A 19,535-nucleotide genomic window follows, 5' to 3' on the forward strand; every position below is an offset into this window, starting at 1 on the left:
AATGGGTTAGTCTCCAATAGCAGCTTGAAAGAGGGTCAGGGCCTGACGCGTCTCGGCGACATCATGGACCCGCAGGATTTGAGCGCCTTGGGCCACGCCTGCGAGCGCAACTGCGACAGAGCCGGGCATGCGGGCCGCAGCCTCTGACACGCCCGCGAGGGTTCCGATGAACCGCTTGCGCGACACCCCGAGAAGAATGGGGCACCCGAGCCCATGAAAAATCGAAAGGCGCTGTAGCAGCGCGAGGTTATGGTCCAGCGTTTTGCCAAAGCCGATGCCCGGATCGACCACGATGTGCTGTCTCGGGATACCTGCTGCTTCGGCGGCGCTCACGCGCTCTGACAGGAAGTCGTACACATCCAGCACCACATCATCGTAGTGAGGGGCGTTCTGCATAGTCTGTGGGTCGCCTTGGGCATGCATCAGGCAAATCGGCGCAGCAGCGGTCGCCGTCACATGCGCAATTTGCGGATCATAGGTCATGGCTGCAACGTCGTTCACCAGATCCGCTCCAGCATCTAACGCCGCACGAGCGACAACGGATTTACGCGTATCAATCGACACGGGCACGTCGCTAAAGGCACGCAAGGCCGCGATGGTGGGTTCGGTGCGGCGGGTTTCCTCGTCCAGCGCGACGTCTTCTGCACCGGGACGGGTCGACTCGCCGCCGATGTCCAGCATATCGGCCCCTGCCCCGATCATCTCTTTTGCATGGGCCAAGGCGCGATCCCGATCAGAGAACTGTCCGCCGTCGGAAAAGCTGTCCGGTGTGGTGTTCAGGATGCCCATGATGTTTGGGCGCGCCATGGACAAACGGGCGATGTCCGCGCGCGGCGCACACAGCGCCGTGCGCGCCGCCTCTGGCAGCGCTGCCGCTGGAATGATCCGCGCAGGCGCATCGCGGCGCAGAACTTCGACATCGGTGAACCACGTCCAGCCCCCTCCAAGCGTCAAAGCGCTGTCAGGACGGGCGGGACCAGATTGCAAAATGGGACGAAAATAATCACGCATACTGCGTGGATGAGCGATCAGTCGTCGTTTGACAAGAGCCGACTTTCCCGCAGATCGTGGTGGCGTTCCTCGATTTGACCGGAAACGCCCTCAATCTCGCCACTGCTAACAAAGATCACCTCAGCGGCGTCCATTTCGGACGCAAACCATCGGCTCAGCGCTTCGGTATCACGGACGGACACGTGCGGCCCCTCGACGGCATCAAGGACGATCTTGGATGGGGCCCAGACGCTGATCTGACCGTGCTTCATACCCCAGTCCAACTCGGTCCGAGTCCCCACGACCACACAGCGACGATCACGCCCCGCCAGAACCCATGCGTTCTGTTCAATCGACAGCAGGTCAATGCGGCGCTGTGCAAGAGGCGCAGCAGAGTGCGTCTCGGCCCGATCCGGTAGACCCACGCACAGAATAGCCGGACGGTCCCCTGCTGCCAGCTGGTCGAGCCAATCCGACAAATGCGGCGCGGCAATCGCTTCGTTGGTCAGGTAAATCACACGCGGGTCGTTTGCGGCGTTGTGGGCCACCTCGGGCGCCAGACCGTAGTCTTGGCGATTGCGCACAATCTCTACCCCCAGAGCGCCGGGCCCGCGGTCCAGCTTCTCGATCCGAACAAAGGCACGCACGGCTTGCGGTTCGGACAGGATACGACTGGCAACACGATCCGCGAGGGTTTCGAGCAAATTCAGGCGTTCTTCGGCCAGCGAGTCTGCAATCGCCTCGGTCACACGATCGTAGGACAGGATGCGATCTACATCGTCGTCCAGCACCTCGGTCACAGGCTGCACCTCAACAACAACGTTAAAGCACACGCGCTGGGTGGTCCCACGTTCTGCCTGAAATGCACCGATCTCGACCTCGACGATATGGTCGCGCAGGCTAATCCGGTCCAAGGGGCCGCTGATGCCAGGGATCGGGCTCGCTTTGGCCCGCTCGTCAGGGTGGGAAAAGGCCAGCCGTACTTCGTTGGTCATATCGCTACACTCATGTCGTCGAATTTTCGGCGACCCTAGGCGCTATGGCTGCAAATGCCAACTCCGAGGCGGCATATCGGGGAACAACCGCGACAGGCAGGCGTTATCGCTGTGTCAGACGAGAGGTCGCGCTGTAGAATTTGTGCACACCAATCGTCGCGGTGTGGTTAAAGCTGGATGCCCAACGGGGACGCACAGCTTTGGTGTGATAGAACGTGGCACCATCGGTCAGAGTGCGATCACCGCCGTCCAGCATGATACGGGCCACTTTAGCCACACGCTCGTACGCCTTGGGCTCGTTGATCACTTCGGCATAGCCATCACACGTGTAGGTGAATTGGCAGGCGTACTTGCGTCCAGTGCCCTGATTGACGACGGCGCAAACCGTATCGGGGAATTTCTTGCTATCGACACGGTTCAAGATGACTTCAGCCACCGCAAACTGGCCTTTGACCGTTTCCCCACGCGCTTCGAAGTAAAGCGCCTCTGCCAGACATTGAAACTCGTCCCCGCCCTTGGCCTTGGGCAGCTCGGCCAGAAACTGTTTGGAGTATTCGACCTGAGGCGTCTTGGCGATTGCGGCCTCTTTGGCCTTTTTCGGCAAACGTGTCAGACTGCCTAAGTGTTTGGACGAGACGGCGGCGAGGGCCTCTTTCTCTTGTCCGAGCAGGTCGGTCAGGCGCGCATTCAAAGCATCCGCAAAGACGGCTCCCGGTGCGAGTACCAGAAGTCCCAGAGCTGCTACTTTCAGAATGCCAAAACGCATGCCTTATCCTCGTCATCAGTACCGTCCAGCGGTCCGGCGAAGGACGTACCCGACTTGGGCCTCCTTTTTCAATACTCTCAGAGGTGTCTTAAAGGCATGTAACCTTTTGGCGTCACGCGACATTCTTTCGCGACCTGAGGTTTTACACTTCTGTTACAGGCACTTAGCGCGTTTCACGCTCACTCAACGCGAATTGCGCGGCTGCCAATCTGGCACCCGGAACACGGAATGGTGAGCACGAAACATAGTTGAAACCCGCCTTTCGACAGAATGCAATTGATTCGGGATCGCCGCCGTGTTCTCCGCAAATTGATAGCGTAATATTTGGGCGCGCGTCTCTGGCGCGGGTCGCCGCCAAGTCGAGCAACTCGCCCACACCCTCGGTGTCGAGCCTATGGAACGGATCTTCGGGGAAGACCCCCTCGCTTACATAGTTGGACATAAAGCGGCCCGCATCGTCGCGCGACAGGCCGTATGTCATCTGGGTCAGGTCGTTAGTACCAAAGCTAAAGAACGACGCATGGCTGGCGATGTCCCCTGCCCGCAAACAGGCGCGCGGGGTCTCGACCATCACGCCAAGGCGGTAGGTAAAGTCCTGCCCCGTTTCGGTCCGCACAGCCGCAGCGACCGCATCGACGCGGGTTTTCACCAGCTCGACCTCGCGCTTGGCGGAGACGAGGGGAATCATGATCTCTGGCACAACGGTCGCCCCGCTTTTTTGGGTGGCGATCGTGGCCTCGAAGATCGCGCGTGCCTGCATCTCGTAGATCTCGGGAACGGTCACGCCCAGACGGACCCCCCGCAGGCCAAGCATCGGGTTGTATTCCTCCAGCTCTTCGGCGCGGCGGGTCACGTCTGACACCGGCAGGTCCAACGCCTCTGCCAAGTTCAGAAGCCCAGCGCGGTCCGATGGCAGGAATTCGTGTAGCGGCGGGTCGAACAGGCGAATACAAACTGGCAGCCCAGCCATGATCCGGAACAAATCGATAAAGTCCGCCCGCTGCATGGGCAAAATCCGCTCGAGAGCGGCACGCCTGTCCTCGACCGCATGGGCAAAGATCATCTCGCGCATGGCGGTCAGGCGATCAGAGTCAAAGAACATGTGCTCTGTTCGTGCCAATCCGATGCCTTGCGCTTTGAAGTTGCGCGCGACCTGCGCATCCGCTGGCGTGTCGGCGTTCGCGCGAATTTCGATGTCCCGAAACTCATCGGCCCACTCCATCAATGTCTGGAGCCCATCATCCTCGGCCGCCTCCAGCATTGCGGGCTCGCCCGCCAGCACATCACCGGTGGTACCATCGACCGTGATCACATCGCCTTCTTTGAACTGGCGCCCGTCCCGCGTCACCAGCAGCTTCTTTCTCATATGAAACCGCAGAGCTTCGATCCCGACCACACAAGGTAGACCCAAACCGCGTCCGATCACAGCAGCATGGCTGGTCATTCCGCCACGCTCTGTCATGACGGCCACAGCCGCGTGCATACCGCGAATGTCCTCGGGCTGGGTTTCGCGCCGCACCAGAATGCACGGTTCCCCGCGCGAGGCGCTGGCCTGCGCATCCGCCGCACTGAACACGATTTTGCCGGTTGCCGCGCCAGGGCTGGCCGCCACACCGCGCGCGATCCGATCCCGCGGTGCGTTCGGATCCACCTGACGGTGCAACAATTCCGACAGTGCTCTTGGCTCAATCCGCAGCACGGCTTCTTCGCGGCTGATCACACCACTTTCGGCCAAATCCACCGCGATCCGTAGCGCCGCACGGTTGCTCCGCACGACACGCACGCCGTCCAGAATATGGATTTCGCCATCCTCGATGGTGAATTCGATCTGCAACTCCTCGCGCAGACGCGTCCGCATCCGCGATCCGAAATCCTTGAGCTTTTCAAAGGCATCCGGCGCGTGTTCTTCTAGCGAAGGTCCGCGCGCGTCTTTCTCCAGATAAATCGCTTCAGCCTGCAAGAGCGCCTCACGCCCCTGGCTCTGGCTCAAATAACGGCCCTTGATCCGCGGCGCACCGGTTTCGGAATCCACGAACTGAATCACACCAGACCCGCATTCGCCCGACCCCAGCCCCAAGGCCATTCGCTGCACCACAAGCCCGAGCCCTGCATCCGCAGGGGCCCCTTTGGCCTGCCGCAAGAGCCGCGCACTGGTCCCTTCCCAAGCGCGCGCCATCGAGCGCAACACTTCGGTCAACTGCTGGCCAGCGTCCTGCGGGAACCGCTCATCAGTCTCAGCCTCATATGCCGCCAAAGCGGCCCCAAGGCCCGCCGAGCCCTCTTCAGTGATCTCGTCAAACACGTCCGGATCCAACCGCGCCACGTGCACCGCAAAATTCTTGACGAAACGCAGATACAGTTCTGCTGCGGCCTCGTGCCCGATCTTGTCTGACAGATCCACATATGTGGCGTCATTCATCCCGATGTTCAGAACAGCCCCCGGACCGCCCCAATCGGGGTCCTCTGACGATGGGCGCACACACATCAGAGCGCCCTCGCCGAACGGCTCCAGAATACGAGAGACATCTGGCACCCGTCCCGAAGCGATCAGTTTGACCGCCGCAAATGACAGCGCAACCGTGTCAGGCACAGGCAAATCCATGCGCACAAGCCGCTGCAGACACTTCGCCCGCCCGCCATGGGTCGCGACGGCCACGGGGGCCGATGGGGTGATCAGGGTGACGTTTTCATCAAAATTCTGCACTGCAGCACCTCTTTCGCTGCGCACAGAATAGGCGCTAACTCTGTCCGAGCAAGCGCCTCTTCTTCATCTTTGCAAAAATACTCCGGGGGCGTGGGGGCAGCGCCCCCACGCACCTAGGCCGCCCCGCGCCTCTCAGGCGGGGTTTACCCCTCGATCCGGCCCAGATCAGCGACCTGACCGCACGTCTGACGGATCTGGCTCAGCAGGTTCAAGCGGTTCCGGCGCACGATCTCGTTGTCCGTATTCACCTGAACCGCCTCAAAGAAAGCGTCGATCGGGGCGCGCAGCTCTGCCATCTGCCCCATCGCGGCGGCAAAGTCTTCCGACGACAGCGCATCCTTGATCGCGCCGCTCGCAGCGGTCAGCGCATCGAACAGAGCCTTCTCCTCGTCCACCTCGGCAAATTTCGGATCGGCACCAAAGGAATACTCCACACCGTCCTTCTCTTCGGCCTGCGCCAGAATGTTGGCGGCCCGCTTGTAGCCCTGAACCAGGTTCACACCGTCCTCGGTGCCCAGAACGTCGGACAGCGCCCGCGCGCGCTTGACCAAAAGCGTCAGATCATCCGCCCCATCCATCGCCAAACAGGCATCAATGATGTCGTGACGGATACCCTGATCCTTAAGGTAGACCTTCAGACGATCATGGAAGAAGGACAAAAGATCGTCTTTCGCTTCACCCGCCGCCGACAGATGATCGAGCAGGTTCATGCGCAGATCATTCTCCAGCAACAGCCGGATCACACCTAATGCCGCGCGGCGCAGAGCGAACGGGTCTTTGGAACCGGTCGGCTTCTCGTCGATGGCCCAGAAGCCGGTCAGCGTGTCCAGCTTGTCCGCCAGAGCGGCAGTCACCGACAATGGCGCGGTGGGCACGTCATCCGACGGACCGAGAGGCGAGTAATGCTCTTGGCACACGCGCGCCACGTCGGCGTCATAGCCTGCCGCTTCGGCGTAATAACGGCCCATAAGCCCCTGAAGTTCGGGGAATTCGTAGACCATTTCGGACTGCAAGTCAGCCTTGGCGATGCGGGCAGCAGTTTGTGCCGCTTCGGCGTCCGCACCCGTGACCGGCGCAAGTTCGGCGGCCAAGGCCACAATGCGTTCGATCCGCTCTTTCTGCGCACCTAGCTTGTTGTGGAAGGTCACGTTGCCCAGACCGTCCACCCAAGTGTCCATACCTGCCTTGGCGGTGCGCAGGTCATTCTCCCAAAAGAATTTCGCATCCGACAGACGCGCAGCCAGAACCTTCTGGTTGCCCGCAAGAATGGTCGCGCCGTTGTCGCGGGTCTCAATGTTCGCGACGGTGACAAATTTCTCGATCCGGCCCGTTTTCGGGTTCTTCACCGAAAAGAACTTCTGGTGCTCTTTCATCGAGGTTTGCAGAACCTCGGGCGGCAGGTTCAGGAAGTCTGCGCCAATCTCGCCCATCAGGACGACGGGCCATTCGACCAGACCGGCGACCTCTGCCAGCAGACCGCGATCCTCGACCACTTCCATGCCTTGGGCAAAGGCCATGTTGGTCGCGTCGTGCCAGATGGTCTCTGCTCTCTCCTCGGGGTCCAGAATGACCTTGGCCTTCTTCAGCTTGGCGACATAGTCGTCAAAGCTGCTCACCTCGAACGCATCGCCGCCCATGAAGCGGTGACCACGGGTCGCGCGGCCTGATTTGATGCCATCGATGTCCAGATCAACAACCTCTGCCCCGTCTTCGGCGGTCAACAGGCAGATGATCGAGTGCAGCGGGCGCACCCAACGCAAGGAACCTGCGCCCCAGCGCATGGATTTGGGCCACGGAAAATTGCGAACGGTGTTTTCCAGAACCTCTGCGATGATCGCAGCAGCCTCGCGGCCGGGGGTCTGAATGGTCGCAAAATAGACCTGCCCCTTTTTCTCGTCCCGGATTTCGAGCTGGTCCATGGTGACGCCAGCGCCCCGCAGGAAGCCTTCGATCGCCTTTTCGGGCGCGCCGACACGGGGGCCTTTGCGCTCTTCTTTCAGGTCGGGCGAACGGTCCAGCACATCCTCGACCGCCAGCACCAAGCGGCGCGGCGTGGCAAAGGCTTTGGCGTGGGCATAGGTCAGACCCGCCTCGACCATGCCGTCGGTCACTTTCTTTTTCAGATCCTCGGCGGCGCGGGCTTGCATGCGCGCAGGGATCTCTTCGGAGAAAAGTTCAATCAGCAGATCGGGCATTAGTTCACGCTCTTCGGGGGTTCGGGGCAATCTTCGGGAACGGGATCGCCGTCATAGACGACTTCGCCGCAATGGTTCATCTGGTGCCAGACAAAGCCGCGGCCATCGGGCAGCACAGCGACCACACGGTCGATGCCGTAGATAAAGTCACGCTGGCCAAGAAAGGCGAGCGCCTCTCCGGATTCCAGCGCGGCGCCAAGGGCTTTGGCGTCGAAACAGTCAAACCAACCGGGGCCGACCAGAGGTTCGGCCTTGGGGTAGTCCTGATAGGTTTCGGTCAGCATCGACTGGGACAGCGGCGTTTCAAAACATGCGCGGTACCGTAGCGGGCTGCTGTCCGCATCAATGGCCTGAAAATTGTCATAGACGATGCTTTCGGGCGCTTCGCTGACGATGCCCGTCAGGGTCACGTCATCTGTGCCGCTGGCCTCAACGGGTTCGTAATAGGCATAGACCTGCAAATAATACAGAGCCGCGCCCGCTACTGCGGCTGTCACACCAATCGCGCCCACGAGTAACTGACCCGCTCTCATGTGGTTTCGGGCGTGTAGCCGCCCGCCTCGGTCAAGACAAAGGCATCTGCACACATTTTCGCCAAGGCGCGGACGCGGCCGATATAGGCCTGACGCTCGGTGACCGAGATCACGCCGCGCGCATCCAGCAGGTTAAAGATGTGGCTGGCCTTGATGGTCTGGTCATAGGCAGGGTGCGCCATGATGATACGCTTGCCGGTTTTCGGATCGACATGCTCTTGGCTCAGGATGCGGGCGCATTCGGCCTCGGCCTCTTCGAAGTGGCGCAGCAGGGTGTCGGTGTCGGCCACATCGAAGTTCCAGCGCGAATATTCCTGCTCGGTCTGCTGGAACACGTCACCGTATTTCAGCGGGATCGGGCTGTCGGGATCGCTGTAGGGCATGTCCATCACGTGGTCGATGCCCAGAACGTACATGGCCAGACGCTCCAGACCATAGGTCAGCTCGCCGGACACAGGGTGACAGTCATGGCCGCCAACCTGTTGGAAATAGGTGAACTGCGACACTTCCATACCGTCACACCAGACTTCCCAACCCAGACCCCACGCACCAAGCGTCGGGCTTTCCCAGTCATCCTCGACAAAGCGGATGTCGTGCAGGTCCATATCGATACCAATCGCGGCCAGAGAGCCAAGATACAGCTCTTGCAGGTTCGGCGGCGACGGTTTGATCAGCACCTGGTACTGATAGTAGTGCTGCAGACGGTTCGGGTTCTCGCCATAGCGGCCGTCAGTGGGACGGCGCGAAGGCTGGACATAAGCCGCTGCCCATGGCTTGGAGCCCAGCGAACGCAAGGTGGTCGCGGGGTGGAACGTACCGGCACCGACCTCCATATCGTAGGGTTGCAGGACGGCGCATCCTTTGCTGCCCCAGTAATTCTGGAGACGAAGGATGATTTCCTGAAAGCTACGGGGTTTTTCAAGCGGTGCTGACATGCTCATTCCTCTAGGGCTCGTGCGCAACACTCTCTAGTCGCGTAGGCGGTCAGGGTCAATTATATGACCCGCATTATTGACCTGCGGCCCGAAGGCAGATTTGTTGGGCATCAAAAGCGCGCAAGCGGACATAACAAAAGACTTTTCAAGGACACTGTATGAATCGGTATCTTTCGCTGATGACCAGCATTTCGGTTTTCGCCGCCACGGCAGCGATTTCCCAAGAAGTCGCATATATCCAGATCGAGGCTCAGCCCACCCTGAACGAGGCGCAATTCCGCGCGCAGGCCTATGCGGGTGCACTGCCTCAGGTGAACGGTTTCTCTTTGGGATCAGGGTGGTACGCGATCACGTTGGGGCCCTTTGACCCCCAGCAGGCCGAGACGTTGCGCCGCGAATACCTGCGCACCGGACAAATCCCGCGAGATGCTTACATCACCGATGGTCGCGAGTATCAGGATCAGTACTGGCCCGTTGGGGCGAACACCCAGCCGATTGGTGAACCGCCGGTTACAGGTGAACCCCCTGCCCCCACGGTCGAAGTCACCCCGCTGGACGACTTGCCCCAAACGGACGACGCCCCTGTCGCGCTCGAGCCCGAAGTGGTCGAAGCGCCAGAGCCCGTAATCATCGACGAGACGCCTTATCAAGCCCGCCAGAGCGAAGCCCTGCTGACCGCCGAAGAGCGCAATATGCTGCAAGTGGCGCTAAAATGGGCAGGCTTCTACGAAGGCCGGATCGACGGTGCCTTTGGCCGCGGCACGCGTGGGTCCATGGCGAATTGGCAGGCCGCCAATGATTTTGAGCCCACAGGCATCCTGACCACCCTGCAGCGTGCCGAACTCTTGGCGCAGTACAACGCGGTTTTCGACGGACTGGGTTTTGAGACCGTGCGCGACGACAAGGCCGGCATCCAGATCGACCTACCCATGGGCGCGCTGCGCTTTGACGGCTACAGCCCACCCTTTGCGCGCTACCTGCCCTCGGGCGAGCCTGCGGTACAGGTCCACCTGATCAGCGAGCCGGGCGATGCCGCAACCTTGGGCGGTCTCTACGAGATCATGCAAACCTTGCAGATCATCCCGCTGGATGGCCCACGCACCCTGCGCCGCAACGGTTTCACCATTGAGGGCATCAACAACGATATCGTGTCCTACACAGAGGTTTCGCTCGAAGGCGGAGAGATCAAGGGCTTTACCCTTGTTTGGCCCGCCGGGGACGAAGGCCGCCGCACCCGCGTTCTAGAACGCATTCAGGCCAGCTTTACGCGCATTCCCGGCATTCTGAGCGGCGCGCTGAACCTAGACGTCGCCCAAAGCCTTGATCTGGTGGCAGGGTTGGAAGTGCGCAGACCGGAATTTGCCCGCTCGGGCATGTGGGCAGACGGGTCAGGTCAAGTCGTGACTTTGGCCGACGGTTTGGACACCTGCGCCAGCATCATGCTGGAGAGCGAGCACGAGGCGACACTTGCCGCTGTGGATGCTGCCAGTGGCCTTGCGCTGCTACGCCCGATGGAGTCGCTGGTGCCCCCCGCAAAAGCGCTCCTGCAGAAGTCGTCGCCTCGTTTGCAGACAGAGATTGCAGTCGCGGGCTACAGCTTTGGTGGCCAACTCGGGGCGCCTTCGGTCACCTTTGGCACCATCGAAAATATGGAAGACCTGAGCGGTGATACGACACGCATGCGCCTGTCCGCCCACACCACTGAGGGCGATATTGGCGGTCCCGTTCTGGATATGAGCGGCGCTGTAATTGGCCTGCTGGTGCCCCAGAGCTACAGCAGCCGCGCCCTGCCCCAAGATGTGCGTTTTGCGATCAAAGAAGCAGGACTTGAGGCATTCCTCGCGGCGCAGGGAGTGACATCCGAGGTCACAACCGATGTGGGCCGGATGGAAGCCGAAGACCTTCGTCTAGCAGCCAGCGATCTGACCGCGCTCGTTGAGTGCTGGAAGTAAAAACAAGCTCGGCGCGCCGCCTTAGGCGCGCCAGAACCGCGCGGTAAACAGGGTGTACACTGCCAAGAGTTCCAGCCGCCCCGCCAGCATTGCAAAACACAGCAGCCATTTGGCCACGTCGTTCAGCCCTTGGAAATTTCCTGACGGCCCAATCTCATCCCCAAGTCCCGGCCCGATATTCGCCAGCGCTGTCGCCGCGCCGGAGACCGAGGTGACCAAGTCCAGGCCAGTCAGGGATAGCGCGAGGGTGAGAACCCCTAGCGACACGATGAACATCACAAAATACGCCACGACAGAGTTGATGACGTCCTCGGAAATCGGGCGGCCGTCATAGCGCGGCAAAAACACGCCCGACGGCGCATAAATCTGGCGGATCTGGACCTTGAGCGAGGCCAGCAGCAACTGATAGCGGAAAATCTTGATAGAACACGCTGTCGAGCCTGCGCAGCCACCGATCAAGCCGATGAAAAAGAACATGGTGATCAGGAACGGGCCCCACTCCATGTAGTCCACGCTGGCGTAGCCTGTGCCGCTGATGATCGATGTGATGTTGAACAGACCCTCACGTACCGCATCCTCCCAATGGTGGGGAAAGATGGAGGTCAGCACCAAGGTCGTCACGGCTGTCAGGGTGAAAATCACCAACAGAAATCCGCGCACTTGTGTGTCTTGCCAAATCGCTCGGCTGTTTCCGTTCAAAAGCTGCACGTACCGCACGAAGGGCAGCGCCGCGAGGATCATGAAAACAGAGGCCACGTATTCCGGTGCCCCCGAGAAGGTCCCGAAACTCGCGTCGTAATTCGAAAACCCGCCGGTCGAGATTGTGGTCAGCGAATGCACCGTCGCGTCAAAAGGGCTCATCCCCAGGACCAGGTAGCACAGCCCGCACACCATGGTCAGACCCAGATAGATCACCGAAATCTGCGCCGCGATAGCGCTGGCGCGGGGCAAAATCTTGCCCATTGTGTCAAAGGCTTCGGCGCGGAAAATCTGCATCCCACCAACCCGAAGTTCAGGCAGGAACACCATCGCGACCACAATGATCCCGATCCCCCCCAGCCATTGCAGCGTCCCCCGCCACAAAAGCAGCCCCTTGGGCATCGTATCGAGCCCAGAAAACACGGTGGAGCCTGTGGTCGTCATACCCGAGATCGCCTCGAAAAAGGCGTCAACAAACCTCGCGTCGGTTTCTCCCAGCATAAAGGGCAGCGCGCCGAACAAGGGCAGCACCACCCAGACGGCTGTAGTCAGGATAAAGGTTTGCTGAAGCGTCAGCCCCTCTTGGACCGCGTTCGCACACGCCAAGGCGAGCAAAGCGCCAAAAGCCATTGTGATGAAAGCACTTTCCAGAAGAACGAAACGATGGCCGCGTCCCTCGGCCAGATCGACCAAAAAGGACGGGATCATGGTCACGCCAAGGGCCAGAACAAGCAGGCCGATCACATATCCGACGGGTCGCAGATCAATCATAACCGCGACCCTTGGCCCGAGCCCCCCGCGCTGTCAAGCGCGCTCTCAGCCGACGTGGAAGAGAGAGGCAAACATTTTCGGATCGATGGACGCGCTGGCGAAAGTCTCACCTTCAGTCAGGACGCTGACGGCATCGTGGCTGTGCAGGCTTTCCTGATGGCTGGCGATCACACGGAAATCGCCAATGCGCGGATCATTCTGCATCTGCTCGCAGAAAAGACGCGCGGCATCCTCGACAAAGATCGGGTTGGCGGCATTCAGCTCGGCAAAGGCCTGTTCATCTTCGCGCTTCACCATCACCTGCGTTTCCGTGGGCACGGCGTTGCGGCACAAACCAATCAGGTCTTCGAACCACAAACACTCCTGCCCCGGCTCTAGGACCACAGAGACCCGCGCGACAGAGCGCTGCGAGTGCGGTGTCGCCAGCTGACCACGCATCATGCGAGCGTGCTCGGACAGTTCCAACGAACACGGGCAGGTCGAGCTGTAGACGTAGTCAAGGTGCACGATCTTGCGACGCACGCCATTCTGTTCGATCAGTTCCAGCGCGATGTCGTAATACTGGTAGCCCGACAGGCCAGAACGCAGGCTCTCGACTTTGACCGGGTAGCTCAGCCGCATTTGGATGCGGGCATCAAAGCTCTGCAGATCAGACTTGTAGTCGTCCAGCGCTGCCTCGATCACTTCGAAGCTAAACGTCTCGTCCGCGTGCTTGTAGAAACTGCGCATGATGCGGGACATGTTGATGCCCTTTTTCTCGGCATCAAGGCTTACTGTGCCGGTGACGCTGGTTTCCAGCATCAGGTCACCATTGTCGCGGGTGTGGTAGCGGATCGGGAGACGGAAATTCGAAATGCCCACATGCTGGATTTGCTTGCGGGCCCCTCTGATCAGGCTCGACGGGCCGTTTTGCAGGTCGGGCAGGTCTGCGCGATACTCGGCATCAACCGCGAAATCCTGCGGATATACGCGGGAAAGGACGGGGTAGTCCACCGGGCGTGCTTCGGGCAGCAGGGCACGCAGCTCGGGGTCGAGAGCGGCAATCTCGGTGTCAGAGGCATGCACAGCCCAACGCCGGAGCACAGCCAAAGCTTCCTCTGCCTGACGCTCGGTCGGTTGCTGGTCCAACTCCGGAGTGTGAATATTCATGGACTTCGTCCCTCGCATTCTGGTGCCTAATACAATGTAGGAGCGCCGCCCCTACATTGCCATGATCGACCCATTATACGCCCCAACCGTCATGCTGGATCAGTTTACGCCTGCTCGAGTGCTTGCAGAACGTCGTTGATCAGATCCTGACTGTCTTCGAGGCCGGCGCTCATACGGATCAATCCAGTGGTAATGCCCAGATGGTCCTTTTGTTCCTTTGGCAGGCGCTGGTGCGTTGTGGTGAACGGATGGGTGATGATGGTTTTGGCATCGCCCAAATTGTTCGAAATAATGCACACTTGCAGCGCGTTCATAAAGCGGAACGCAGCATCGCGGCCACCCTTGATCTCGTAGGCGACCATGGTGCCGCCCGCGCCCATCTGCGACATGCACAGGTCATACTGCGGGTGGCTCGGTAGGCCAGGATAGCTAACATGTTCCAGCTTGGGATGGCCTTCCAGCGCCTCTGCGATCGCTTTGGCGGTTGCCGCTTGCGCTTTGACACGCAAATCCAGCGTTTCCAGACCTTTCAGCATGATCCACGCGGTAAACGGGCTCATCGCCGCACCGGTGTGTTTCATGTAGGGTTCCAGTGTGCCGCGAATGAAGTCCTTGGACCCTAGAACCACGCCGCCCAACGCACGACCCTGACCGTCGATGTGTTTGGTGGTCGAGTAAACGATCACGTCCGCGCCCTGCTCGACCGCATTGGAAAAGACCGGGGTCGCGAAAACGTTATCCACGACAACCAGCGCGCCAACCGCGTGGGCCAGCTCTGCGACGGCTTTCAGGTCAACCACTTCGAGGGTCGGGTTCGACACAGACTCAAAGAAGACGGCTTTGGTGTCGGGACGGATCGCGGCCTTCCACTGCTCTAGATCGGTGCCATCTACGAATGTGGTTTCGACACCGTAGCGGCCCAGAATTTCTTCGAGGATATAGAGGCACGAGCCGAACAGTGCCTTGGCAGAGACCACGTGATCGCCTGCCTTGAGCATCGACATCATTGCGCCATTTACAGCTGCCATGCCGCTGGCGGTGGCAAAGGCGTCTTCGGCCCCCTCTAGCGCGGCAATCCGCTCTTCGAACATTGCAACGGTGGGGTTGCCGTACCGAGCATAAATGAACTCGTCATCCCCGAGCGCGAGGAAGCGCTGCTCTGCGGCTTCGGCAGTGTCGTAGACAAAGCCTTGGGTCATGAAAATGGCCTCGGAGACTTCATTATACTGGCTGCGGCGCGTGCCTGCGTGCACGGCCTTGGTCCGAGCGCTCCAGTGCGAGGTGTCCTTTTTCATACCGTCTCTCCTTCGGCCCCGCGGGAGGAGAACGCGAGGCAATAAAAAATCCCCCGGTCGCGGTCAGCAACGGGGGACGCCCTATTCTGACCTCTTTAGCGGCTTGTTTAACGTGGCCCGCAATCCGGTAACAAAGCGCCACTTGGTGCCCGCATACGCGCCTTGGTCCGTTGCGTCAAGATATCCGACAGGGTGGCAGCCTTGACGAGAGCGGGACAATCGCCACCTGATAAAGGCTGAGTTTGGCGGAGGAGACCCTGATGAGCGCACCGATTGATCTGTATTACTGGCCCACGCCCAATGGCTGGAAAATCTCTGTCGCGCTGGAAGAGTTGGGCCTACCCTATCTGGTGCACCTGATCAACATCGGCGCAGGGGATCAGCACACCGACGATTTCAAGGCACTGTCGCCAAACGGCAAGATGCCCGCGATTGTCGATCCTGACGGGCCGGATGGCACGCCCATCAGCATTTTTGACTCCGGCGCGATCCTGCAGTATTTGGCGCGGAAGACGGGGCAGCTGTACGGTCAGACAGAACGCGACCGGATCACGGTAGACCAGTGGCTCATGTGGCAAATGGGCGGTCTGGGCCCCATGGCGGGCCAAGCGCACCACTTTCTGAAATACGCCCCGCAAATGGAGCCACCGCAAGTCATCCCATATGCCAAGGCACGCTATCGCAAAGAGGTCTCGCGGCTCTATGGCGTGCTGGATGCGCAGCTAGATCAGCATCGGTATGTGGCAGGCGACTTCTATTCGATAGCCGATATCGCGATCTATCCGTGGGCCAGCCTGTGGGAAGGGCAGCAGCAAACGCTGGACGATAAGCCAAACCTGAGCCGCTGGCTCGAAGAACTGGCCGCGCGCGCCGCGGTCGCCAAGGGAATGGCGTTGCATTTGGACAAACGCCAAGCCCTGCAGGCGAACAAGGCCGCCGTGCAAGGGATGTTCAAACCCGCGCCGCGCTAACGGTCTATGGACCGCATCGCAGCGAGCATCCGGTCCTTTTCGCCGCTGTCACCGGACAGGGCCTGCGCCAGCCCTTCAATCGAGGCAATGTTGTGGCCTGTGCGGAAGACGTCCACATTGGGCAGGATTGCCTGGATGCCTGCGGCTTTGGGGGCGAACTCCTCCCACCGCAGGAGCGGGTTGATCCAGATGAGTTTTCGGGCGCTTCGGCCCAGCCGGCCTGCCTCGACCTGCAACAGATGCGGATCGCCGCGTTCCAGCCCGTCCGTGATCAAGAGCACCACAGCCCCCTGCCCCAGCACGCGCCGAGACCAGTCGCGATTGAACCGAGCAAGCGTTTCACCGATGCGCGTGCCCCCCTGCCAGTCCTGCGCCTCTGCCCCAGCCGAGGCGAGCGCGGCATCCACATCGCGCGCCTTGAGGTGGCGGGTGATGTTTGTCAGACGCGTCCCAAAGGTAAAGGCGTGCACCTTGCCCCAACCCGCACTGGCGTCATTGCTGATGGCATGCAGGAAGTGGAGCATCGCGCGGGAATACTGACTCATGGACCCCGAGATATCGCAGAGCGCCACCAATGTCGGCGGACGGGTCCGCGGCGAAGAGCGCGGCAATTGTCCCAGCTCTCCTCCGTTGCGCAGAGCCGCGCGCAAACTGCGCCGCGCGTCGATCCGTGCCCCGTTGATCGATGGGCTGTGGCGTCGAGACATCAACGGCGGCACGGGCAAGCGCAAGGCAGCGATGCGGCGCTTGGCTTCGGCCAGTTCGGCTGCGGACATTTGTTCAAAGTCCAACGTTCTCAGCCGCTCTTCCTGAGACATGGTGAGCGTCGATTTAACCTCGACCTCTTCTCCGGGGTCTTCGTCCTCTGCGCTTTCGGGGATGTCGGGGATTTCATCTTGGAGCAATGCCTGAGCTGCGCGCTTCTCCGCAGCCTGTGCTTTTCGCTCTTCTGACACCCCGCGCACCGACGGCAGCATCATACTCATCATATGCTCTAGATAGCGCGGGTCGCGCCAGAACAGCCGAAAGGTCTGCGCAAAAACGAGCCTGTGTTCTGGGCGCGAGATGAAGCAAGCGGCCAGCGCGTGGTAGAAATCTGTCCGGCTGGTGAAACCTGCAGCACTGATCGCCTCGACCGCATCCACCACACGGCCCGGACCCACTGGAATGCCCGCATGGCGCAAGGCCCGCGCGAAATGGGCGATGTTCTGCGCGAGCTTCGGGTTTTCCGGCAGGAGGAGCGGGATATATTCGGCCATCTAGCGCGGCATCCGTTGCAGGGGGGCTATCCGCCCCCCGACGCCCGAGAGGCGCCTCCCCCCGAGAGTATTTGGGCAAAGATGAAACATCACACCATCTCTTTTGCCTGAGCTTTCGCCTCTTCGAGCAGTCGCGAAGCTTCGGAGCCCTGAATACGTTGGATGTCGTCCTGATATTTAAGTAGCGCGCCAAGGGTGTCCGAGATGACTTCGGGCGTCAGCGAGATCACGTCCAGCGCCAGCAAGCATTTTGCCCAGTCGATGGTTTCCGCAACACCGGGCTTTTTGAAGACGTCTTCGGTGCGCAGGGATTGGACAAAAGCGATCACTTCTTTGGAGAGCTGCAGCGAGGCTTCGGGGACGCGCGCTTGCAGGATGTCCAGTTCGCGCTGCACATCGGGATAATCGACCCAGTGGTACAGGCACCGGCGCTTTAACGCGTCGTGGACTTCGCGGGTCCGGTTCGAGGTCAGGATCACGATGGGCGGTTCGGGCGCTTTGATCGTGCCCAATTCAGGGATGGTAACCTGAAAATCAGACAGCGCTTCGAGGAGGAATGCCTCGAACGGCTCGTCGGTGCGGTCCAATTCGTCGATCAGCAGGACTGGCGCTCCGGCATCGCTAGGGCGCATTGCCTGCAGCAGCGGACGTTCAATCAGGTAGTCCGGTCCAAACAGCTCTTCCTGCAAGCCCTCGCGGGTTGACCCGCCTGCCGCTTCGGCGGTGCGGATCGCGATCATCTGCGCGGGGAAGTTCCAGTCGTATACGGCACTGGATGCATCAAGCCCCTCGTAGCACTGAAGCCGGATCAACGGGCGCCCCAAGGCACGCGCCAATGTCTTGGCGATCTCTGTTTTTCCTGTGCCCGCTTCCCCTTCTAGAAAGAGGGGACGCCCGAGCCGAAGCGATAGGAAAACGACCGTCGCCAAAGCGCGGCCACACACGTAGTTTTCGCGCGCAAGACTTTCTTGCACCGCGTCGATGCTGTCCGGATATTCCATTCATGTCCTCCCTCACGGGGTCATTGCTGCATGGCAGGATAGACGGGTCAAGCCCGCTTTTACGGTTGGCATTCCGACCTTGGTTGCATAGGGACGCCCGCAAAACTCACATATTTGCAAAGACACCAGCATCACACGCATTACGTGTACACCACCCAAATTCCACCCATTAAGGTCATATTTATAATACCTAAGGTCGCGTTAACCCCTTCTATTTTGTAAGCCAGCCTTTTATTTAACCTTCGTTTTTCGCAATTCTGCCTCAATCCCGCAGTAGTGCGGTCGTAACAAACAACGAAACCGACCCAAGAGAGCGCGATGCAAGACACAGCCAATGCATTCGATGATTCAATGCTCGACCTCTCGGATGACGAGTGGCTGGAACGCCTTGTCGAGATTGGCGAAGAGCACGGATACTTCCAGCCTTTGGGTGACGAGCATCTGGCAGTCTTCATCGACAAAAAACCACAGCTTCTGGTCACGTTCGAGACGCTGAACAGCGCGCAGACCTCGACCGATTTGGGGCAGCCCATGGGCTTTGATCTGGTTCGGGCTTTGGGCTGGTCGCACTTGGCGCTGATCAGTGACGGCGACACGTGGTTCCGCGCTGACCCTGTCTATGGACTGTTTGACCGCCTGATCGACGACGGCTTCTTCGAAGAATTCGACAACGTGGTATTCTATGGCAAGGGCAGCTGTGGTTACGCGGCGGCGGCATTCTCGGTCGCCTGCCCCGGATCGACGGTGATCGCGATCCAGCCCCAAGCGACACTCGAGCCGCAACTCACCAACTGGGACGAACGCTTTCACCCAATCCGCATGACGTCTTTCACGGATCGCTATGGATTCGCCCCCGACATGCTCGAGGCTGCAGAGCGCGGGTACATCATCTACAACCCGGCAGACACCTACGACAGCATGCACGCGGCCCTATTCCGTCGCCCCAACGTGACGCCTGTGCGGCTGCACCATATGGCCGACGACCTAGAGCATCATCTGGTCGAGATGCAGATCCTGTACCGGATGCTCGCCAAAGCGATGTCGGGCAAACTAGATCCCAACGCAATGCACCGATTGATGCGGGCGCGGCGCGAATACCTTGTTTACCTGCGGGCTCTGGCCTCGGATCTGCGGCAGCGGCGCCGAAACTCGTACGAAGCCCTGGTCCTGCGCAGCATTACCAGACGGATGCGCGCCCCGCGACTGGCCCAGCGCCTGCGAGAGCTGGAAGCCGCCGCCGAACGGGGCCGCATTCACATCCCCGGGGACGCCACCTGATCCCGTATTTGGACTAGCGCAAAGGCCCGTCTTGGGCTAATC

Annotated in this window: 15 protein-coding genes and 1 riboswitch; of the genes, 3 read left to right on the forward strand and 12 right to left on the reverse strand. The window is 60.2% G+C overall.

The genetic code is table 11. The features are described 5' to 3' along the window. Positions 1-6: 6 nt before the first annotated feature. From folP to BM225_RS02830, 7 genes are all read right to left on the reverse strand, one after another. Positions 7-1,011, reverse strand: a complete 1,005-nt coding sequence (gene folP, locus BM225_RS02800; protein WP_072706851.1) for a dihydropteroate synthase — start codon at positions 1,009-1,011, stop codon at positions 7-9. 17 nt (positions 1,012-1,028) lie between these two features. Then, positions 1,029-1,985, reverse strand: coding sequence for a dihydroneopterin aldolase (locus BM225_RS02805; protein ID WP_072706852.1), 957 nt, complete (start codon positions 1,983-1,985; stop codon positions 1,029-1,031). 103 nt (positions 1,986-2,088) lie between these two features. After that, positions 2,089-2,751, reverse strand: a complete 663-nt coding sequence (locus BM225_RS02810) for a cell wall hydrolase (RefSeq protein ID WP_072706853.1) — start codon at positions 2,749-2,751, stop codon at positions 2,089-2,091. A 163-nt stretch (positions 2,752-2,914) separates the two neighbouring features. Next, entirely contained in the window at positions 2,915-5,455 is a 2,541-nt protein-coding gene (locus BM225_RS02815; protein WP_072706854.1) for a putative PEP-binding protein, read from the reverse strand. A gap of 143 nt (positions 5,456-5,598) precedes the next feature. Further along, a complete protein-coding gene (glyS, locus tag BM225_RS02820; RefSeq protein WP_072706855.1) occupies positions 5,599-7,650 on the reverse strand; it encodes a glycine--tRNA ligase subunit beta in 2,052 nt (683 codons plus the stop codon). Then, entirely contained in the window at positions 7,650-8,183 is a 534-nt protein-coding gene (locus tag BM225_RS02825) for a DUF6446 family protein (RefSeq protein WP_072706856.1), read from the reverse strand. The genes glyS and BM225_RS02825 overlap by 1 nt, the downstream gene beginning before the upstream one ends. After that, positions 8,180-9,118, reverse strand: coding sequence for a glycine--tRNA ligase subunit alpha (locus tag BM225_RS02830; protein WP_072706857.1), 939 nt, complete (start codon positions 9,116-9,118; stop codon positions 8,180-8,182). Before BM225_RS02830 ends, BM225_RS02825 begins: the two co-directional genes overlap by 4 nt. A gap of 158 nt (positions 9,119-9,276) precedes the next feature. Between BM225_RS02830 and BM225_RS02835 the strand changes: the two genes are divergently transcribed. Next, positions 9,277-11,070, forward strand: coding sequence for a serine protease (locus BM225_RS02835; RefSeq protein ID WP_072706858.1), 1,794 nt, complete (start codon positions 9,277-9,279; stop codon positions 11,068-11,070). A 21-nt stretch (positions 11,071-11,091) separates the two neighbouring features. On the opposite strand, the gene BM225_RS02840 is transcribed toward BM225_RS02835, so the two are convergent. From BM225_RS02840 to metZ, 3 genes are all read right to left on the reverse strand, one after another. After that, positions 11,092-12,540: a TrkH family potassium uptake protein gene (locus BM225_RS02840; protein ID WP_072706859.1), complete on the reverse strand. Its 1,449-nt coding sequence runs from the start codon at positions 12,538-12,540 to the stop codon at positions 11,092-11,094. 45 nt (positions 12,541-12,585) lie between these two features. After that, positions 12,586-13,689, reverse strand: a complete 1,104-nt coding sequence (folE2, locus tag BM225_RS02845; RefSeq protein ID WP_072706860.1) for a GTP cyclohydrolase FolE2 — start codon at positions 13,687-13,689, stop codon at positions 12,586-12,588. Positions 13,690-13,793: 104 nt separating this feature from the next. Beyond that, entirely contained in the window at positions 13,794-14,984 is a 1,191-nt protein-coding gene (metZ, locus tag BM225_RS02850; RefSeq protein ID WP_092463815.1) for an O-succinylhomoserine sulfhydrylase, read from the reverse strand. Between the two features lie 74 nt (positions 14,985-15,058). Then, positions 15,059-15,136: riboswitch (SAM riboswitch) on the reverse strand. Positions 15,137-15,244: 108 nt separating this feature from the next. On the opposite strand from metZ, the gene BM225_RS02855 reads away from it, so the two are divergent. Beyond that, entirely contained in the window at positions 15,245-15,955 is a 711-nt protein-coding gene (locus BM225_RS02855; RefSeq protein WP_092463818.1) for a glutathione S-transferase family protein, read from the forward strand. On the opposite strand, the gene BM225_RS02860 is transcribed toward BM225_RS02855, so the two are convergent. Both BM225_RS02860 and BM225_RS02865 read right to left on the reverse strand, forming a co-directional pair. After that, positions 15,952-17,214: a vWA domain-containing protein gene (locus tag BM225_RS02860; RefSeq protein ID WP_072706863.1), complete on the reverse strand. Its 1,263-nt coding sequence runs from the start codon at positions 17,212-17,214 to the stop codon at positions 15,952-15,954. The two genes, BM225_RS02855 and BM225_RS02860, sit on opposite strands and share 4 nt — an antisense overlap. An 89-nt stretch (positions 17,215-17,303) precedes the next feature. Continuing rightward, the gene (locus BM225_RS02865; RefSeq protein ID WP_072706864.1) at positions 17,304-18,215 is read right to left on the reverse strand and encodes an AAA family ATPase; all 912 of its coding nucleotides are present in this window, start codon (positions 18,213-18,215) and stop codon (positions 17,304-17,306) included. A gap of 318 nt (positions 18,216-18,533) precedes the next feature. Between BM225_RS02865 and BM225_RS02870 the strand changes: the two genes are divergently transcribed. Continuing rightward, positions 18,534-19,493, forward strand: a complete 960-nt coding sequence (locus BM225_RS02870) for a phosphoadenosine phosphosulfate reductase (protein ID WP_072706865.1) — start codon at positions 18,534-18,536, stop codon at positions 19,491-19,493. The last annotated feature ends 42 nt before the right edge of the window (positions 19,494-19,535 follow it).

This window comes from Donghicola eburneus, assembly GCF_900115865.1.
GTDB classification, from domain to species: Bacteria; Pseudomonadota; Alphaproteobacteria; order Rhodobacterales; family Rhodobacteraceae; genus Donghicola; species Donghicola eburneus.

Coding starts and splice junctions, on each gene's coding strand:
- folP (WP_072706851.1), bottom strand. CDS start 1,011: ATGCGTGATTATTTTCGTCCCATTTTGCAATCTGGTCCCGCCCGTCCT.
- BM225_RS02805 (WP_072706852.1), bottom strand. CDS start 1,985: ATGACCAACGAAGTACGGCTGGCCTTTTCCCACCCTGACGAGCGGGCC.
- BM225_RS02810 (WP_072706853.1), bottom strand. CDS start 2,751: ATGCGTTTTGGCATTCTGAAAGTAGCAGCTCTGGGACTTCTGGTACTC.
- glyS (WP_072706855.1), bottom strand. CDS start 7,650: ATGCCCGATCTGCTGATTGAACTTTTCTCCGAAGAGATCCCTGCGCGC.
- BM225_RS02825 (WP_072706856.1), bottom strand. CDS start 8,183: ATGAGAGCGGGTCAGTTACTCGTGGGCGCGATTGGTGTGACAGCCGCA.
- BM225_RS02830 (WP_072706857.1), bottom strand. CDS start 9,118: ATGTCAGCACCGCTTGAAAAACCCCGTAGCTTTCAGGAAATCATCCTT.
- BM225_RS02835 (WP_072706858.1), top strand. CDS start 9,277: ATGAATCGGTATCTTTCGCTGATGACCAGCATTTCGGTTTTCGCCGCC.
- BM225_RS02840 (WP_072706859.1), bottom strand. CDS start 12,540: ATGATTGATCTGCGACCCGTCGGATATGTGATCGGCCTGCTTGTTCTG.
- folE2 (WP_072706860.1), bottom strand. CDS start 13,689: ATGAATATTCACACTCCGGAGTTGGACCAGCAACCGACCGAGCGTCAG.
- metZ (WP_092463815.1), bottom strand. CDS start 14,984: ATGAAAAAGGACACCTCGCACTGGAGCGCTCGGACCAAGGCCGTGCAC.
- BM225_RS02855 (WP_092463818.1), top strand. CDS start 15,245: ATGAGCGCACCGATTGATCTGTATTACTGGCCCACGCCCAATGGCTGG.
- BM225_RS02860 (WP_072706863.1), bottom strand. CDS start 17,214: ATGGCCGAATATATCCCGCTCCTCCTGCCGGAAAACCCGAAGCTCGCG.
- BM225_RS02865 (WP_072706864.1), bottom strand. CDS start 18,215: ATGGAATATCCGGACAGCATCGACGCGGTGCAAGAAAGTCTTGCGCGC.
- BM225_RS02870 (WP_072706865.1), top strand. CDS start 18,534: ATGCAAGACACAGCCAATGCATTCGATGATTCAATGCTCGACCTCTCG.